This is a genomic window from Paenibacillus sp. RC334 (assembly GCF_030034735.1).
Lineage (GTDB): Bacteria > Bacillota > Bacilli > Paenibacillales > Paenibacillaceae > Paenibacillus > Paenibacillus terrae_A.
The window spans coordinates 615,633-633,594 of record NZ_CP125370.1 but is presented as its reverse complement, the minus strand read 5'-3'; the positions used below and the strand labels follow the sequence as shown (position 1 = coordinate 633,594).

Genomic DNA, 17,962 nt, shown 5'->3' with positions numbered 1-17,962 from the left:
ACTGGATTATGAAGAGGCGAACCACGCGAGGAGGAATCTACATGTTAATTCAAAACGTATTGGGGAGTATTGCGATTTCCAAAGATGCTATTTCTAAAATCATTGGCAAGACAGCAACGGCAACAATGGGAATTGCATCGATGTCAACAGGAGTCGTCGAAGGAATCACTAACAAGTTAAGTGGGAAAAGCCTGCAAAATGGCATTGAGCTTCATGTGACAGAATCAGGACTGGATGTCGATTTAAGCATTGTCGTTCATTACGGGACAAGAATGTACGATGTAGGCAGAGAATTACAGAAGAATGTTCGGGAAGCCATTGAGAAATATACGGGCCTATCCATTGGCATGATAAACGTCAAAGTACAAGGGATATCCCTATCCGTTAATTAATCGACAAAGAAACCGTCCTCTGGAAGAATGGAACTACCATTCAACATGCTCCGGAAGCGGTTTCTTTGCTTAATGAATTATTGACTTTGACTCAAATTGATGAAATATTCAGCAGCTTGCCGTGCAGCCCGGGATGAACCCCGACCGCGATTTTTTCCGTCTGTGTACTATGAACCATAAGAAATTTGTTTTTCTTCGTAAGCATTGGATTCCCCCGGCTGCTTTCTCCAGATACAAGCGGCATATTAGTTCCTTCCGGGAGAAGCACTATTGTCAAATACCCTTCACTGTCAACTTTGCAAGGAGCATAATGAAGTGTCGTAGAATATAGCTCGACCACCGTGTTTTTGGGTTGGAAAAAAGCCTGAACATTTCCGCTGTCAAAGGAATTATTTTCAATGTCCTGCACTCTGCCGACAAGGTGAATACAGTCCGTCGCGGCAATCACCACCTCGCTGCCCTGATGATATTCCAGCCCGGTCAGGCCCGTATTCTGCCCTGTGCAAAAGCCAGCCTGAATCGGGAGTTGGCCGTATACCTCATCTTGAATCTGACGAATTACGCCAAAGGCTTCGAGTTCTGCCACCGAGGGTACATAATGATTTCCCTGATTGGGAACGCTAGTGGTTTCTTTTGCATACTTGGTGAGCTCTGCGGTATTAAAATGAGTCAGCAGCCTCCCATACGTACGGAACGCTTTACTCATTACCTCATAAATGACCAAAGGTGCATTGACTTGATTTAGTCTTTCAATAGTCTTCATAGCTTGACCTCCAGCAATGAATCTCCCGTGTGTACTCGGTTATTTCCCAGCATCTTAACATCCGAGTATTCAGCTGTATTGGTCACAATAATCGGTGTAGTAATGTCATAGCCCAGAGCTTTAATTTCCTCAATATCGAACTCGACCAGCAATTGACCTTTGGTTACCCGATCACCCTCAGCGATATGCGTTTTAAAATGTAGTCCTTTCAATTTGACGGTGTCCATGCCGATGTGAACCAGAATCTCTGTTCCTCCATCCGACACAATGCCAATCGCATGGCCTGTACGGAAGGCATTAGCTATCGTTCCGTTGAATGGCGAGAGCAGCTTGCCCTCCTCAGGTACAATAGCAACGCCTTTACCCATGGCTCCCGTGGAGAACACTTCATCAGATATCTCGGATAACGGTTTGACGACACCTGTCAGTGGGCTGGAAATGGTCTCATTCGTCAGCACAGGAGCTGGTTCAGTTTCTTTTTTCTCTTCATGGACTGCAACCATTTCTTTTTCCATGGAATCATTAAATCCAAAGAAATATGTGGTAATGGCTGTGAATACATAAGCTACCGTAATAGCAATTACGAATCCGGCGAATCCTGTACCGAAGAAAATCGGCAGGGATGCCAAGCCCGGGATACCTGGAGCAATGGCCACGGAACCCGAAGCACCCGTGATCGCCCCGGCGATAGCACCACCGATAATAGCCCATACGAATGGTTTTTTGTAGCGAATACTAATCCCGTAGATGATCGGTTCCGTGATGCCGAACAAACCGGTTATTGCCGCAGGGCCTGCAATCGCTTTAACTTTTGGATTTCTAGTTTTAAGGAATACACCCAGTGCCGCACCTGCTTGTGCAAAGTTAGAAGGTGCCATTAATGGTTTCATGGTATCATAACCGTATACCGCAATGTTATTGTACATAATAGGCACAAACGCCCAGTGAAGACCCATAACTACCAGCAGCTGCCACCCAGCACCCAAAATGATTCCTGCTACAATCGGACTCAAATTATATAAGAAAGTGTAACCCTTAGCCAGTCCCAAGCTCGCATATATTCCAATCGGTCCAACCGCGATCAGAGTCAAGGGAACAATGACCATAAGACAGATAAGTGGCGTTATAAAGTTTTTCACGCTATCATGAATAACTCTATTCAGGAATTTCTCCAGAATGGATAGTAACCAAACCGCGATAATCACTGGAATAACCGAAGAAGTATAACTCATAAGAACAACAGGAATATTGAAGAACGTAATATCCGCTTTATCGTTATACAAAGTAATAATATTCGGGTATACCAGAGCTCCCGCTAATGCAAGCGCTACAAATGTATTCGCTCCAAACTTTCTCGAAGAAGTGACTGCAATCGCCAGCGGCAGGAAATAAAAGATACTGTCTGCAGCAGCGAACCAGATCGAATAGACACCACCTGTTTTGGTGAGCCATCCCAACGAGGCAAGCATTAATAAAAGCCCTTTCAAGATCCCGGAAGCTGCTAGTGCCCCCAAAAATGGTGTGAAAATACCGGAAATAATGTCCACCGTTTTGTTGAACCAGTTGCCTTCAGGAGCAGCGGCTGCATCCGATTTGTCGTCATCTCCAATGCTGCTGATCTTTAAAATTTCTTTATATACGTCGCCTACCGTATTTCCAATGACCACTTGATATTGTCCACCGTTTTCAACAACTGTAATAACTCCGGGAATATTTTGTGTCTGGTTCTTGTCGGCCTGATCCTTGTTTTTTAATTTAAATCTCAACCGAGTGGCACAATGCACCAAGCTAGAGACATTTCCTTCTCCGCCAACGGACGCTAAAATGTCTTTTGCCAGTTTTTCATTGGACATGCTGCTCGCTCCTTTAATCCTCATTTGGCATATTTCTATGAAAGTAAACGTTTACATAAATGGTAGTAATCCAAAGACTCTACGCGCACTCCAAGGAGTACAAAAAGAATATAGAGTCTTTAAATTACACGGGTCAATCGTTACCGGCTTCTCCCTACCATTCTCTTGATTGTATGTCTGCGTCCTTTAATGGATAGTGCAAGCTGGTATACGTTCTCAGGAAGAGGTGTTCCGGCATAACCACCATCTCCAATAGCATGGATATCCGCCCCCGTCTGCTTCATCATGAGTGCGATTAAGGCAATCGTTTGAACATCTGCCCCTTCAACCGAACTGTTCAGGAAAGAAAGAGCAAGAGTTCCGGGTTTATACGAATGGACAAACTCTACACACTGTCTGACATGCTCTACTGTAATGCCATGTCTGGAGCCAGGTGCAGGCAACGTAATAACATCAGCACCAGAATCGATCAAATCCTTGATAATATCATTGGAAGGTCGCTTGCTCAGCGGATCGCCCAGCACCTTCTCGATGGTGCCGTCTTCCCATTTTCCGGCGCAGATTAAGATTCTATCCCCTAGCGTTTCTTTTGCCAGCTTGGTAGCCTCAATGATTCGTTCAAAGGTTGTACCTGCAGAAGGGTTTCCTCCAAGTACGATAAAATCGGCTCCGATCTCCAAGGCACGCAGGAAGTTCTCTCTGGAAGCGACTCTGCCTTCTTTTGCCTCTACATATTGCTCTCCCGCAACCTGTGCATCAGGGCTTGGACACTCAAAATAAATACCAAGCGGAACTCCAGCCCATTCCTTGATTTGCTTCAGGCTGTACGGCTTCTCAGCCAGCTTACCATGCTTCATTTCACGCAATCCGATATTGGATTCTTCCTTGATCATATCAAAGCCGTTCAGCATAACCATATCTGCGCCGTAGGCAGCCTGGATTTCTGCATTAGTGACACCATCAACCAAACCGGTGTTTATCATTACAAGATGTTGTCCCATAATGACGCGTCCTTCTGAAGCCAGGATGGACTCTTTCAAATCTGCTGCATTAAATTTCATAATGTCACTCTTTGTGCTCGCGATTAATCTTTTAGCCATTGTAATCTCCTCCATATCATTTATGTTTTATAAGCAGTTGTTGATCAGCACAAATGCTGTTCCTCGATGTCGGATATCATCTTGATGCGGTCGCCATGGCGCCCTCCTTCAAACTCAGCCTCCAGCCATGATTTCACAATCATTTTCGCCAATTCGCTTCCGACGACACGCGCACCAAATGCAAGAACATTCGTATTGTTGTGCTGCTTGGACAACTGTGCCGAATAAGGCTCACTGCATACCACAGCCCGAATTCCCTTCACTTTGTTGGCCGAGATGGATATCCCCACACCTGTGCCACAAATCAGGATACCTGCGTCAGCCTGCTTTCCGACTACAGCCTCGGCAACAAGCTTCCCATACTTCGGATAGTCGGTTCTTTCCGAATTTTCCGGCCCGTAGTCAATGACCTCATGACCCAGTTCATTAACATAAGCCGAAATAATCGCTTTAAGCTCTACAGCCACATGGTCGCTCCCAATGGCAATTTTCATGGCTCTATTCCTCCCCAAATTAGATATTTTTTAATCTGTTAATGATGGTTTTGTAGGGTTCATCTTTGCCGAACAGAGTGGATGTCCCCAAAACAAATCCTTCAACGCCGTAGCTTGCCAGTTCGTTGATCTTCTCTTCGGAGATCGCACCGTCTACCACGATTGTATAATTCAGTCCTTTTTCAAGCTTGTATGCGTGTAGTGCTATGATCTTGTCGTTCACGAAGGATAAATATTTTTGACCCGCAAAGCCGGGATTTACGGTCATGACCAACACATAATCGATCATGCCAAGCAAAGGTTCAACCGCAGCAAGGGCGGTTCCCGGATTAAGAGCGATCCCTGCCTTTTTTCCCTTGCCAACTATTCGGTCAATTGTGCGTGTCGGGTGCATATCAGCCTCCGGATGAAAATAAATGATGTCCGCACCCTTATCAGCAAACAAATCAATATAGGCGGAAGGGTTGTCGATCATCAAATGTACATCTACTGTTTTTTGGGTTTGCTTACGGATATACTCCAAATCCTGAAGCCCCATTCCGAAATTAGGAACAAATCTACCATCCATAATATCAATGTGATAAATATCCACATTCGCTTCTTCCAGTGCGTTTACTTCATGCTCCAATGACCTGAAATTAGCGCACATCATGGAAGGACATAATAGCATACTCATTAATACTCACCCTTTTCAAGAAATTGAGTAAACGATTACTCAAACGTCATAATATATTTTACAATTTCCACAAAACTCATTAGAATGTTTTTTTTGCCCTTTGGTAACGAGAAAAATAGTTGAGATAACGTTTACTCATTGAAAATAATAGCAACAGTTATGGATTGAAATCCATCACGCGTTGCTTTCTTTCACGTATTATTGATTTCTGTACTCGTTTGAGTAAACGATTACATTTGACGTAATTAAAGTATCATTTAATGATACTGTTGTCAAACATTTTTTTGTCGGATCTTGCACGGGAAAAGAATAACGTGGTAGAACCATCTTACACTATGTGAGATAGAACATACCTTACGTTACCTCTCCCGTGGCTAATCCAAGATGTTATCTGAACACGAAATCAGGTGGTACTGCGTTGTATCAAGCGTACCGGGACGGAATAATGCTGCTCCTGTTCCAGCCTTTCTCCACTCAGCATACGAAGCAGCGTATTGCAGGCTTGATCTGCAAGTGTTTCTTTATCCTGTTCAATTGTAGTCAACGGTGGATTGCAGTATTGGGAAATTGTATCATTATCAAAACCTACTATTTTGACTTCACCGGGAACCTGTACTCCGTGTTTCTGTAACGCCAGCAATCCGCCCAGAGCTAGCCAGTCATTGGTAGCAAAAATGCCGTCAAACCGGAGTTTTTTTTCCAAGACGCGCTCAATAGCAGCCTGTGCGGCTTCCAAAGTAGGCCCATCATTACGAACTGCAACCAAGCGGTCCTCAGATGGAGATAGTCCATGCTTTTGCAGAGCATCTTTGTAGCCGTGTAGACGCTCATTAACAGAGGAAAGATTGTTTTGCTTGGTCAGCAGTAAAATATCCTTGCAGCCTTTGTCAATCAGCTCCTCTGTCGCCAGAAATCCACCCTCATAATGATTGGACTCGATAAAAGCTACATTCGTATTAATCTTCGGTCGACGGTCAATGCATACAATGGGAATGGGCCGTTTAAGCAATTCTGCGGAAAGCTCCTCCTGTCCCGAAATACAGATCAGGCCATCTACCATTTTCCCATCCAAAGTTTTCAGATATTCTCGTTCCTTCTCCGCATCCTTGGCAGTATTACATATAATGGTAGAGTACCCTTGTTTGAAAAAGAAGCTCTCCGTTTTTTGTACAATGACCGAAAAAAATTCATTATTAATATCCGGCACTAAAACGCCAATCGTCTGCGATTTACTCATCCGCAGGCTTTTGGCGACACTATTGGTCTCATATTGATACTTTTGGATTACTTCATTAACCTTCTGTCGTGTTTCCTCAGAGAAGCGACCATTCTCGTTAATAACACGGGAAACCGTTGCTACAGAAACCCCGCTCAATCTGGCAATATCTTTTATTGACACCTGATTTTTTTTCATATTATTTCCCTCAAATAATTATTTTGAGTAATCGTTTTCCTGATTGGAGATTAACATAGTCTTACTATTCATGTCAACTGACGAAGTAGCGTAGAACGAGGTTTCCGCAAAGTATGAGGAGATAGCAAGTCATCAGACAGTTTAATGAGTAAATAAATCCTTTACAAGGAATACTTTATGGACAACCTGCTATTCTACGGGGAAATAAAATGAATTGAATCATTTGGGGGTTATCATCATGTGGTCTAAAATAGTACCTTATATTCCAAGCTGGGTTACATTATTTCAGGCCGGCCTCGCGTTGATTTTTCCATTATTGGTTTATTATATAAACACCTCGATATATTCACTTGTAGGCAGTAAGGGAGCGAATTCCAAACAACCTGCTGACCGTCCTAAGGATGACAAAGACCACGCTGATCAGCAGCAGGAACCAGGCTCCAAAATTACGGGGGATTATGATGCCGACTTGAAATCCATCCAAGAGGCGATAGGCGAGAATAGTGATGTGCATTTTCGTGAGTTTATGGTGAAGAAATTTCATGCACGGTCCGTGTTAATCTTTATAGAAGGTATGCAGGATGAGGAACTTATAAACAAGCAGGTATTGCAGGTATTGATGTTTGAGGGCCAACAGGAGCAGCCGGAACGTATAAGTAAATCTTTTATAAAAGAAAGCTTGATGCCACTTACGCAAATTAGTGAAGTTGCAGATATGGAGAATCTGCACGAATTAACCCTTTTAGGCCATACCGTATTAATAATTGAAGGAATGAAGGAAGCACTCCTGGTCGGGTCCCCTAACGGTTCTGTTCGATCAGTGAATGAACCGACCTCTGAAGCATTACTTCGGGGTCCCAGAATCGGCTTTACGGAAGTATTAAGTGAAAACACTTCGATGCTTAGACGCCAAGGCTTAAATAAAAGTCTGGAAATAAAGAAATTCCAGGTTGGAAGCAGAATCAAAAAAGATCTGGTTATCGCGTACATCAAGGATATTGTGAATCCGGAGCTCCTTCAAGAAGTGAACCACAGAATTTCAAAAATAGACATGGATTTTTTACCTGAATCCGGTTATGTGGAACAACTTATTGAAGACAATTATTTAAGTCCATTCCAGCAGGCTCACAACACTGAGCGCCCCGACCGTGTCATGAGTGCTTTGTTGGAAGGAAGAGTAGCTATTCTGCTTGATGGTACCCCCTTTGCGCTCATTGTTCCAGTAACCTTCAGTATGCTGCTTCAATCTCCGGAGGACTATTATGAGCGCTGGATTCCAGGGACACTTTTACGTGTGTTACGATTTTGCGGAGCCTTTATAGCGCTTATGGGTCCTGCTTTATATATCTCTTTTATATCTTTTCATCCCGGTTTGATTCCGACCAAGCTGGTCATTAGTATCATTGAAACCCGTCAAGGTGTCCCTTTTCCATCTGTCATAGAAGTTATGATTCTGGAAATCTCTATCGAAATCCTGCGGGAAGCCGGCATACGATTGCCTAAACCCATTGGCCCTGCGATGGGCATTGTGGGAGGCTTGGTCATCGGCGACGCTGCTGTAAATGCGGGCATTGTTAGCCCTTTTCTTGTGATTGTGGTTTCGGTCACTGCCATTTCTTCGTTTTCGATACCGTCATATAGTGCGGGTATTACCTTGCGTCTTTTGCGTTTCGCCGGAATGCTCTTTGCAGCCATTCTGGGCATGTTCGGTACGGTTTTATTCTTTCTGCTAATTTGTATCCATATGACGAAACTGAAGAGCTTTGGGGTACCGTATATTACTCCCTTCTCCCCTATTCGTCTAAACGACTGGAAGGATCTGTTTATTCGAGCTCCTTTGACTCTGATGAAGCGAAGACCCGTGATGATGAAAACTCAGCAAAACAAGCGCAGATCATAGTACCCGGAGGAAGGAGGAATTATAGTGTTTACACGCTCTGATGATAAGATCACAACCAAACAGGCGGCAGTATTCCTGACCAATACGGTATTGGGCGCAGGGATTTTGACACTACCGAGAGGTGTAACTGAAACAGTAAAGACTCCTGATGCATGGCTTTCTGTCCTGATCGGCGGATGTATTGTCATATTGGTGGTCTTGCTAATGGTGAAATTAAGCCAGCAGTTTCCCGGAAGCACCGTGTATCAATACTCCAGAAAAATCGTGGGTATCATTCCGGGAGGATTTTTAAGTCTGTTATTAATTATATATTATCTAATCATCGCCGGCTTTGAGATTCGCGTTTTAGCTGAAGTGACGATATATTTTCTGCTTGAAGGGACACCCATATGGGCGATTGTGATTCCATTCATCTGGGTGGGAAGTTATCTGGTTTTTGGAGGCATTAATGCCATCGCGCGATTATACCAGATTGTACTCCCGATCAGTCTCTTCTTTCTGCTCCTCTGTTTTGTCCTTAGCCTAAGGGTCTTTGAAATTGACCATCTGCGTCCCGTTTTAAGTGAAGGTATGCTTCCAGTAATTAAGGGGCTAAAGTCGACTGTCCTTGTTTTCACTGGTTGTGAGGTGATCATGACACTGGTCGCGTTCCTGCAGCACCCTGAAAAAGCAGTCAAGGCCATGGTAGTGGGAATCAGCATCCCTTGGGTTTTGTACTTTTTGACAGTCGTTATGGTGGTCGGCGGGTTATCTGTGGACTCTACTGTGACAAGTACCTGGCCCACCTTTAATTTAATGCGCAGTTTTGAAATCCCGGGATTTCTTTTTGAACGCCTTGAATTTCCGCTGCTGGTGATCTGGATGATGCAAATGTTTTGTAATTTTTGCAGTTTTTTCTTCAATGCATCCTTAGGTATCTCACAGGTATTTGGCCTTAAATATCGTTATGCAATATTTGGCCTAATCCCGGTTATCTTTATCTCCACAATGACTCCTGTACGTATGACTGAAGTGTTTAGTCTCGGCGATGCAATCGGGTACATGGGAATCATTTTATTTTTTCTGGTTCCGGTACTTCTTTCAATCGTATTTATGATCAGGAAGAAGGGAATGAAACAAAATGTATAGACGACATATCCTATCTTTGCTGCTTGCCTTCATTCTTCTGGTAACTCAAGTTGGTTGTTGGAGCAGCAAAGAAGTGGAGGAACTAAGCATATATACAGGACTGGCTCTGGACAAGGGTGAACTCAGTCCATTGGAACAAGATCTGGAGAAGGAAGGCAGCAGTTACTTCAAGAAAAATAAAATTACTGCCAGCGTGCAAATCGTCCCTAAAAAAACTTTTGGGGGCGCAGGTAAACAAGGCGGTGGACAAGGACCAAACTATATAAATATCGCTGGCACCGGGGATTCTGTACTTGAAATCTTCCGGCAATTCTCCCTCCGCCTGGATCGTCCGATTATTGGTCAACATCTAAAGGTCATCGTGGTTTCCACCGAACTGGCGAAACAACAGACGATCCAGCAATTGATGGATTTTGTGCTTCGTGATAATGATATTCGCCCAAGCTGCATGGTTTTCTTAAGTAAGGAACGAGCAGCTAACACATTAGTTACAAAATATAAGGAGGAGGTCCCGTCCTTTCATCTTTTGTATATGCTTCGTAACCATTTTAGAACCAGCAAGATGATGAGAGGAACTAATTTATCTGAACTGGATGGGTTGATGCATTCCAAAAAAAGCTATATTTTGCAAAACATTTTAGAATCCCAGGGAGAATTTGAATTTTCAGGTGCTGGCATTATTAAGGGAGACACCGGCCACTGGATCGGCAATTTGGGGCAACAAGACGTGGAAAGTATTGCATGGATTAAAGATGATGTTGAGGGTGGAGCTATCAAAATATACGATGAGCGGAATCAACCTATAACTTATGAGATCAAATCGGTAAATAGCAAAATAACAACTAAGGTGACCGAGGGAAACGACATCTCCTTTCATGTCAAGATTGAATCCAAAGGGCGTTTAATTGAAGACTGGGATGAGGAAATGGACCCGACTAAGACACAAAACATGAAAAAGGCTGAGAAAGAGTTTGAAAAGGAAGTAACAAGAAGGATTAAAACTCTTATGCACAAGCTACAATCGGAATATAAAGTGGATGTTGCGGGTTTTGGCGAGCGCTTATATATTGAGCAACCTCAAGCGTGGAAAAAAGTAAAGAATGATTGGGATTATAAATTCAGTCAAATACCAGTAACTTTCGATGTTAAGTTATCCATTACGGATTTAGGTTCATCTGCTGAATAAACCCTCCCTTGATTAAAACTGTTTACGCATCTCCATAATATTAGTCACACCAACCTTTATTCAAGGTGAGAATTAATGAATAAATCGCCTAAACAAACTAACAAATAAATAACAATGTTAGTATTATATCTAATAAACATTATAAAATCACTTAATTATACGCTTTAATTATATATAAATTGTAATAAATACATTAAAATCTCAATATTTATAAACTAACTAATAAAATATACTGAATAACAAAAATTTCAATACTATAATAACAAATAATAACTCAGCTATTTTTGAAAGCGCTTAATAATGTGTTTAACTTACTACTATACATAGACCTACATACTCATTACACCTGTGTAGCAGGGAGTTGAATAATATATTTAAGGAGGGCTAAAAATGAAAGTGTTGTTAAGAAAAATATTGTTATCTGCATTAGTCGGTCTACTCATCATGATAGGATTAGGAGGGTTCTTCTCGAAGGCACAAGCTGCTTCAGGATTTTATGTAAGCGGTACCAAATTGTATGACTCTACAGGTAAGCCATTTGTTATGCGAGGCGTCAATCATGGTCACTCTTGGTTCAAAAACGACCTTTCTACAGCCATCCCTGCAATTGCCAATACAGGAGCCAATACAGTTCGGGTTGTACTTTCTAACGGAAGCCAATATACCAAGGATGATATTAATTCCGTCAAAAATATGATCTCTCTTATCTCAAATCATAAAATGATTGCTGTACTTGAAGTTCATGACGCTACAGGCAAAGACGATTATGCGTCTTTGGATGCGGCTGTGAATTACTGGATTAGCATAAAAGATGCTTTGATCGGCAGGGAAGACAGAGTTATCGTAAACATTGCTAACGAATGGTATGGAACGTGGAATGGAAGCGGTTGGGCTGATGGGTACAAGCAAGCCATTCCCAAGCTCAGAAACGCAGGAATCAAAAATACGCTAATCGTCGATTGTGCCGGATGGGGACAATATCCTCAGTCTATCACGGACTATGGTACATCTGTTTTTGCAGCTGATACATTGAAGAATACAGTATTCTCCATCCATATGTATGAGTTCGCTGGTAAAGATGCTCAAACTGTACGCACCAATATTGATAACGTTCTGAATAAAGGACTTCCACTGATTATTGGTGAATTTGGCGGTTACCATCAGGGAGCGGATGTCGATGAGACAGAAATCATGAGATACGGCCAATCCAAAGGTATAGGCTGGTTAGCCTGGTCCTGGTATGGTAACAATTCCGACCTTTCCTATCTTGATCTTGTAACAGGACCTAATGGCAGTCTGACTGATTGGGGTAAAACTGTAGTTAACGGAGCCAATGGGATCAAAGAAACATCGAAAAAAGCGGGTATCTTTTAAAAACACACAACCTAAAATGAAGACCTTATATCATAATAGCCGCTCCTGAATTTTTTCAGAAGCGGCTACACGCTTAATTCAAATTGATTTTAAATACATCCCCTGCATTGCCACCCAAAACGATTAAGCCACCTTGGGGCAGAACAACCGAATTGTTGTGGCTGGCAGTTGAAAAATCTACAACTGCTCCTTTTTCATCATAGACAGCAAACCCTCCGCTTGTTGGAACATCAACCGTCATCGTTTTATTGGCTGAGTTTTTATCTATTTTAAACCATGTGGCTTGGCCATTAGACGGTATGGTGTACACTGATTTCCCGCCCGGGATGGGTTTAACAGTATCTTCACTGATATAGGACTGTCCATCTATAGTTAAATACTCTGAACCATCCTTGGTATTAAAATTCAGGTCAAATGCATCTCTTCCACTCATAACAGGAATCTCAACGGCATTAACTGCTTTATTCTCATCCACAATTTTAGTACCACTTGCGTATCCATCATGATCAACGGATATTTTTTTCGTTATAAATGATGAGGACAGATAGAATATGGAAGAAATCTTTTCATCCAAAGCATAATAATTTTTTCCGTTTCTATGTTCCCATGCCTTTTTAACTGTAGTATTTAGAGGATTGGCATCCAGCTTTTGATATTCATAAACCACCATAACCATTTGCCCTAATCCCGAAAAGTTTAAATATATGTTAGCCTTAATATATGTTTTCCCGTTTTTTTGTTTGTCAAAACTTACGGCTACACTGCCATCACTGCTTTTGAATCGTCCATCGCCTGTATACACATATTTTTGCGCCGGGACGAATCCCTCCAGAGCAGGTAAATCAAACTCACCGTTTTTAATCTCTACATTGATGGTTGTACCCACAGAACCGTATAATCCCGAATAAGAAAGTAAATCAGATGGCATTTCCACTTTTACAGGCGGCTCAAATGTTTTATCTGGTATGATGTCTTTTATGATGCCCTTATCTTTTAAAAGCTCCAATAAAACGTTAGAAGCAAAAATGCTATCCAGGATGGAAGACCCTCCAGATGAAAGCACAGCCATAGAAATTTGATGCTCAGGTAGGGTGATCAAAGCAGAGTGATACAAAACAGTATCCCCACCCTTGGATAGCGCAGTTATTCCGTAATCACTAAACGGTGCCAACTGAACCGCATCCCAGCCAAGCCCATAATTAAAGCTGTTTGTCTCTTCAGGTACCCATATTCCTTTTCGATATTCATGGCTTTGCATGGACTGTGCTGATTGTGCAGATAAAATATCGGTTCTGTTCCCCGTTAATACTTCTGAAAACATAGCCAACTCTTCTGCGGTGGAGTATAAGCCTCCTGTTCCAAGCACATTGGCATTTTCAACGGGTAAGGCTCCCTCAATCGCAGGAAAATAAGTTTTGGACAGCTTTTGTCTGTCAAACTGATCGAGTGGTGTTTTCGTAGAGTTCAAACCCAAAGGGGCGCTAATATGCTTTGTCAGGAATTCGGTATAACTTAGACCACTCACCCGTTCAACCAATATTTCAAGCAATTGAAAACTATCATTACTATATACAGAATATTCGCCGGGGTTGGATTTTAAAGTTTCTGATCGTAATCTCAGTAATAGCTCATCATGATTTTCTGTATCATTGTCATTAAACAACATACTATTTGTATAGTGGGCACCGTAAAGACCTGATGAATGATTCAACAGCATACGCGGTGTAATTTGTTTGTATCTTTCATCAGACATTTTAAAGTCCTTAATGTACGTTGTTAACGGCTGATCAATATCTACCTTATGGGCATCCACCAGCATCATCGTTGCAGCAGATACATACATTTTGCTGATAGAGCCGATACCGAACATCGTATCTTTGGTGATCGGCTCGTTGGTTGCTTTATTCTTTACACCCACGCTATCCGATAATACGATGTTTCCATGGCCCATAATGGCATACTGCACACCGCTAACACCGTATTTGGACACTAGTTCTGAAGCCAGATTGCGAGCCTTTTCCTTGATAGGTTCAGGATTGCCTTGAGCAAAAGCATTCGTCATCGGCAGTACAAAAAGCATAGCCGAAATGAACACAGCTATTATTTTCTTCATTCCATATTTCCTCCTCTTATGACTTCCCAGATTTTATTACTGGACTGATCATACAATGAACGAGGATTCTATATATAAAAGGCACCCTTAAACGAAAAAAACAATCCCTAAACAACATACTGTCTAAGGATTATCCTTATAAAATGGTAATAAAACCATATTATTAAATATTTTATTTTTCGTTTCAATGGTCATGTTTCCACCGTATTTATCACATATTCTGGATATATTGGTTAAGCCAATACCATGAATATCCGGGTTTGATTTTTGACTATGCAAATGGGCAACTTCATTCTCCATATGATTCAGGATGTGAATAAAAAGCCCAGATTCATTGGAATGTATTTTAATAAGAAGGTATCTGTCATCCGCAATCTTGACCTTTTTAGATGCTTCTATGGCATTATCCAGCATATTGCCCAGAGCGACACACAAGTCATAACGTTCAATATTCACTTTCTGTGAGTATAAGTTAAGTTGGGTATCCACCTTGATGCCATTGGCCTGAGCAATATTAAGACTATTCGTGACAAGAGCATCTATAACCAGATTACCGGTGTTAACCCTTTGATAGGCTCCTTCGATTTTATTTAATGTGACCTTAATATGTTCACTTGCCTCAGCTAATTCATTTCTCTTGATACATTCTTCAATATACAAAAACTGTTGGTGTGTGTCATGAATGATTCTTTTCATATTTTTAAAGCTGTGAACCGTTTTTTCGTAGTTAGCATCCTGGTAGTCCATCTGATGTTGTAATTGGCCATTTTCATGCATTAACTGGAATTTTTCAATGATATTATCGAAGATGTATATGATAAAAACATTTAAGAAAATAAAGCTAATAATAGATACAAAATAATACATATTCTTTTCACTATAAACAGATAAAACATTGACCTGGTATATACTTATGATGGGAACGATTAAAAATAAAATGTAGTAACGAGTATGCAAAGGGAAGGTTCTGCGTTTGGCAAATAATCGTATAATCTGAATGACAGCAAACATGATAATACAGCTGAGTAACATAACCTTAGAAAATATCAAGTGATCTTGTCCGCTCAAATGACTGAAGTTGCTAATCTTGACGGAGTCTACAGCATATAAAATATACAGGGATATAAAATTAACAATGGTGAACAATACAGCATAAAGTATGGAAAAAATGATCTTTGTCTTGATTTCCACTGTATAAGATAGCGCTAAACTAAATATGACGATTAATGCCAAAATAGAGGATAGCGTCGGGGACAAATAAACATTTAAGTATAAGATGTTCAGTGATCCAAAAATGATGAAATACATGAATCTTCTATTTGGTTTTCGATTGGATTTATCAAAAACGGAGTTAAAGTAAAAATTTACCTGAAAGCACATCACCAGTACAACACATAAATTAAGAAGCAGGTAGTTATATTCCATCATATTAATGCATCTTCATGATCATAAATTTGGTATACAAATCTTTAACTTCTTTTACTTTAGAACGTCCAATAGGCAGCTTCACACCATTTGACATCAAAACATCACCGCCAGCAAATTTTTTGACATGAATTAAGTTTATAATAATCGAACGATGAATTTGCAGAAAATTATACTCCTTTAATGCTGATGCATAATCTGAAAGAATCCCTTTGCTATCATAGGTTTGTGTAGAGGTTACAAAATGCAGCTTGTTTTTTATGGTTAAGCTTTTGGCCACTTCAATACTAATGATATCATCATATTTTAAAAGCACCTCTTCATAAGCTGACTTGATGATAACGAATTTTTTATCGAGAGATTGAAAGTACTGACACAGCTTTATCATTTTTTCCTCAAGGATATGGGAAGCAATCGGTTTTATTAAATACTGAAATGTGACCACGTCAAAGCTTTCCAGCATATACTCGGGATAGCTCGTTAAAAAAACAATCTGTTCATCAAGGTGACGCAAACTCCTTATTTTTTGGGCTGTTTGAATTCCGTTCATGCCGTTCATTTCAATATCCAATATTAAGATATGGAATGGCGATTCATGGTTTAGATAATGAGATACCAGTTGTTCTCCTGAGTCGAATAACTCCACTTTAAATTCTATATTTGTTTTGATTGATAAAGCGATCAGCATATTTTTAACAAGCTCTCTTTGCTTGTACTCATCATCGCAGATAGCCACTCTATACATAAATGCCATACCTCTCATTCCCACGGCATGTAGCATGGAATTATAGTCTGAACAGTATACAATTTTTTTAATATTCTATACATAGCTTTTGGATAAAACGCAAATTCAAATCCCTCAAATGCACTTCAGCTCCAGTTCACATGGCTATAGTAGTAAAAGTGTCTGCTTTTGATACAGGTCTAGACTCCGTTCTCTTCACTCATTACATCATGGCCTAAGCGACTTACAAACTGGCTAATTAATCGGTTTAATGGTTTGGCTGCTTTCGTAGGAATTCGATGATCCATATCTTCGATAAAAATCAGCTCGTTTTGGGGCAATCGTTCATGCAACAACCGGGCATATGGATAAAAGAGTTTGTCTTTCTCTCCGTAAATCAACAGGACGTGATGATTTATTTCCTGCAAATGTGCTGTACAGTTATAGTGCAGACTATAATTGTAATATTGCTCCGCGTTTTTGGCGTTTCCTTTTCTGGCATCGTTAAACAACGTCCAGAACAATGATAAATTTTTATGAGCTTGACTCCAAGCAGTGGAGAAAGCAATCGGACTGATCAATCCCAGCTTGGAGAACATATGTCCAAGTGATATTTTATTTTTTAATTCCCTACCGCCAACTTCCGACATGCCACCGATGATAATGCCGCCCAGGGATCGATCAGGATAGGCTAACAGAAAGTCAAGCACAATGGAGCCACCTATCGAATAACCGCATAAAAATGCCCTCTCTATCTTCAACTCGTCCATGAGCTGCCTCATATCCTCGGCAATTAACGGATAGGTAATCGCTTTCTTGGAAGGCTCACTTTGACCATGACCCCGAATATCAAAAGCGACTGTACGAAAACGATCAGACAATTCCTGAATTTGATATTGAAAATTCGAACTTGTCAACACTGGAGGATGAACGAACAGGATCGCCGTCCCTTTTCCACGATCCGTGTAATGCATACTATATCCGTTTATATTGGTTTTGGGCAATGCGAAACACATCCTCACTGCTTATATTTAGAAAAAAACAAAGCGTAAAAAAAACGCAAAGACCTTTCACAATGCGTTTTTCAAAAGCTCTTAACAAAAGCTGGCTCACCATAAAGGAGTTATCATAATTATTTCCGAAAATATTGTGAGTTACACAACATTTTCAATTTTAAACTCGACTGTTTTTCAAAGGACAAAGACGAGTGAAAAAACGCGCACCTTCCATCATCTCGTGCTTCTACATATCAGAAACGGCAAGCTCCAAAATGAATCATCAGGCCTATCATGAACGCTCGATCACAAACTCGGACGTTACCGTATCCGTAAGGCTACGCCGAACTGGCGGCACTGCTGCTGCCGTACCAATACGGCTACATCCGCTTCACGTGTCAGATCGACCGCTTCCTCAACCTTGA

At 41.1% G+C, this 17,962-nt stretch carries 16 protein-coding genes; 6 read left to right on the top strand and 10 right to left on the bottom strand.

Annotated elements, in window-relative coordinates; genetic code table 11:
- The first annotated feature begins 41 nt into the window (after positions 1-41).
- Complete coding sequence (locus QMK20_RS03095) at positions 42-392, top strand: Asp23/Gls24 family envelope stress response protein (RefSeq protein ID WP_283654547.1); 351 nt, start codon at positions 42-44, stop codon at positions 390-392.
- A gap of 91 nt (positions 393-483) precedes the next feature.
- Here QMK20_RS03095 and QMK20_RS03090 read toward each other — a convergent pair whose 3' ends face one another.
- From QMK20_RS03090 to QMK20_RS03065, 6 genes are all read right to left on the bottom strand, one after another.
- On the bottom strand, positions 484-1,155 hold the full coding sequence (locus QMK20_RS03090) for a DUF4867 family protein (RefSeq protein WP_283654546.1): 672 nt from the start codon (positions 1,153-1,155) through the stop codon (positions 484-486).
- Positions 1,152-3,008, bottom strand: coding sequence for a beta-glucoside-specific PTS transporter subunit IIABC (locus tag QMK20_RS03085; RefSeq protein ID WP_283654545.1), 1,857 nt, complete (start codon positions 3,006-3,008; stop codon positions 1,152-1,154). Before QMK20_RS03085 ends, QMK20_RS03090 begins: the two co-directional genes overlap by 4 nt.
- A gap of 140 nt (positions 3,009-3,148) precedes the next feature.
- The gene (locus tag QMK20_RS03080; protein WP_283654544.1) at positions 3,149-4,108 is read right to left on the bottom strand and encodes a DUF7916 family protein; all 960 of its coding nucleotides are present in this window, start codon (positions 4,106-4,108) and stop codon (positions 3,149-3,151) included.
- A 44-nt stretch (positions 4,109-4,152) separates the two neighbouring features.
- Positions 4,153-4,602, bottom strand: coding sequence for a ribose 5-phosphate isomerase B (rpiB, locus tag QMK20_RS03075; RefSeq protein WP_283654543.1), 450 nt, complete (start codon positions 4,600-4,602; stop codon positions 4,153-4,155).
- 19 nt (positions 4,603-4,621) lie between these two features.
- Positions 4,622-5,278, bottom strand: a complete 657-nt coding sequence (gene rpe / locus QMK20_RS03070; protein ID WP_283654542.1) for a ribulose-phosphate 3-epimerase — start codon at positions 5,276-5,278, stop codon at positions 4,622-4,624.
- Between the two features lie 403 nt (positions 5,279-5,681).
- Positions 5,682-6,692 (bottom strand): LacI family DNA-binding transcriptional regulator, encoded by a 1,011-nt coding sequence (locus QMK20_RS03065; protein WP_283654541.1) that lies wholly within the window; start codon positions 6,690-6,692, stop codon positions 5,682-5,684.
- Positions 6,693-6,930: 238 nt separating this feature from the next.
- Here QMK20_RS03065 and QMK20_RS03060 point away from each other — a divergent pair, with 238 nt between their 5' ends.
- The 4 genes from QMK20_RS03060 (at position 6,931) to QMK20_RS03045 (ending at position 12,280) form a co-directional block, all read left to right on the top strand.
- Complete coding sequence (locus QMK20_RS03060) at positions 6,931-8,592, top strand: spore germination protein (RefSeq protein ID WP_283654540.1); 1,662 nt, start codon at positions 6,931-6,933, stop codon at positions 8,590-8,592.
- Between the two features lie 24 nt (positions 8,593-8,616).
- Entirely contained in the window at positions 8,617-9,720 is a 1,104-nt protein-coding gene (locus QMK20_RS03055; protein ID WP_283654539.1) for a GerAB/ArcD/ProY family transporter, read from the top strand.
- Positions 9,713-10,906, top strand: coding sequence for a Ger(x)C family spore germination protein (locus QMK20_RS03050; protein WP_283654538.1), 1,194 nt, complete (start codon positions 9,713-9,715; stop codon positions 10,904-10,906). The genes QMK20_RS03055 and QMK20_RS03050 overlap by 8 nt, the downstream gene beginning before the upstream one ends.
- A 390-nt stretch (positions 10,907-11,296) precedes the next feature.
- Positions 11,297-12,280: a glycoside hydrolase family 5 protein gene (locus tag QMK20_RS03045; RefSeq protein WP_283654537.1), complete on the top strand. Its 984-nt coding sequence runs from the start codon at positions 11,297-11,299 to the stop codon at positions 12,278-12,280.
- Positions 12,281-12,353: 73 nt separating this feature from the next.
- Here QMK20_RS03045 and QMK20_RS03040 read toward each other — a convergent pair whose 3' ends face one another.
- The 4 genes from QMK20_RS03040 to QMK20_RS03025 all read right to left on the bottom strand — a co-directional run bounded on the left by QMK20_RS03040 (position 12,354) and on the right by QMK20_RS03025 (position 17,546).
- Entirely contained in the window at positions 12,354-14,393 is a 2,040-nt protein-coding gene (locus tag QMK20_RS03040; protein ID WP_283654536.1) for a serine hydrolase domain-containing protein, read from the bottom strand.
- 123 nt (positions 14,394-14,516) lie between these two features.
- Positions 14,517-15,821 carry an ATP-binding protein gene (locus QMK20_RS03035; RefSeq protein ID WP_283654535.1) on the bottom strand — a complete coding sequence of 435 codons (1,305 nt, stop codon included), beginning with the start codon at positions 15,819-15,821 and terminating at the stop codon, positions 14,517-14,519.
- A 1-nt stretch (position 15,822) separates the two neighbouring features.
- The gene (locus QMK20_RS03030; RefSeq protein ID WP_044645367.1) at positions 15,823-16,563 is read right to left on the bottom strand and encodes a LytR/AlgR family response regulator transcription factor; all 741 of its coding nucleotides are present in this window, start codon (positions 16,561-16,563) and stop codon (positions 15,823-15,825) included.
- A 179-nt stretch (positions 16,564-16,742) separates the two neighbouring features.
- Positions 16,743-17,546: an alpha/beta fold hydrolase gene (locus QMK20_RS03025; RefSeq protein ID WP_283654534.1), complete on the bottom strand. Its 804-nt coding sequence runs from the start codon at positions 17,544-17,546 to the stop codon at positions 16,743-16,745.
- 203 nt (positions 17,547-17,749) lie between these two features.
- Between QMK20_RS03025 and QMK20_RS03020 the strand changes: the two genes are divergently transcribed.
- Positions 17,750-17,962 (top strand): hypothetical protein, encoded by a 213-nt coding sequence (locus QMK20_RS03020; RefSeq protein WP_283654533.1) that lies wholly within the window; start codon positions 17,750-17,752, stop codon positions 17,960-17,962.

Bases quoted from the DNA above. Each gene is read 5' to 3' on its own strand.
- QMK20_RS03095 (WP_283654547.1), top strand. From the start codon at position 42: ATGTTAATTCAAAACGTATTGGGGAGTATTGCGATTTCCAAAGATGCT.
- QMK20_RS03090 (WP_283654546.1), bottom strand. From the start codon at position 1,155: ATGAAGACTATTGAAAGACTAAATCAAGTCAATGCACCTTTGGTCATT.
- QMK20_RS03085 (WP_283654545.1), bottom strand. From the start codon at position 3,008: ATGTCCAATGAAAAACTGGCAAAAGACATTTTAGCGTCCGTTGGCGGA.
- QMK20_RS03080 (WP_283654544.1), bottom strand. From the start codon at position 4,108: ATGGCTAAAAGATTAATCGCGAGCACAAAGAGTGACATTATGAAATTT.
- rpiB (WP_283654543.1), bottom strand. From the start codon at position 4,602: ATGAAAATTGCCATTGGGAGCGACCATGTGGCTGTAGAGCTTAAAGCG.
- rpe (WP_283654542.1), bottom strand. From the start codon at position 5,278: ATGAGTATGCTATTATGTCCTTCCATGATGTGCGCTAATTTCAGGTCA.
- QMK20_RS03065 (WP_283654541.1), bottom strand. From the start codon at position 6,692: ATGAAAAAAAATCAGGTGTCAATAAAAGATATTGCCAGATTGAGCGGG.
- QMK20_RS03060 (WP_283654540.1), top strand. From the start codon at position 6,931: ATGTGGTCTAAAATAGTACCTTATATTCCAAGCTGGGTTACATTATTT.
- QMK20_RS03050 (WP_283654538.1), top strand. From the start codon at position 9,713: ATGTATAGACGACATATCCTATCTTTGCTGCTTGCCTTCATTCTTCTG.
- QMK20_RS03045 (WP_283654537.1), top strand. From the start codon at position 11,297: ATGAAAGTGTTGTTAAGAAAAATATTGTTATCTGCATTAGTCGGTCTA.
- QMK20_RS03040 (WP_283654536.1), bottom strand. From the start codon at position 14,393: ATGAAGAAAATAATAGCTGTGTTCATTTCGGCTATGCTTTTTGTACTG.
- QMK20_RS03035 (WP_283654535.1), bottom strand. From the start codon at position 15,821: ATGATGGAATATAACTACCTGCTTCTTAATTTATGTGTTGTACTGGTG.
- QMK20_RS03030 (WP_044645367.1), bottom strand. From the start codon at position 16,563: ATGTATAGAGTGGCTATCTGCGATGATGAGTACAAGCAAAGAGAGCTT.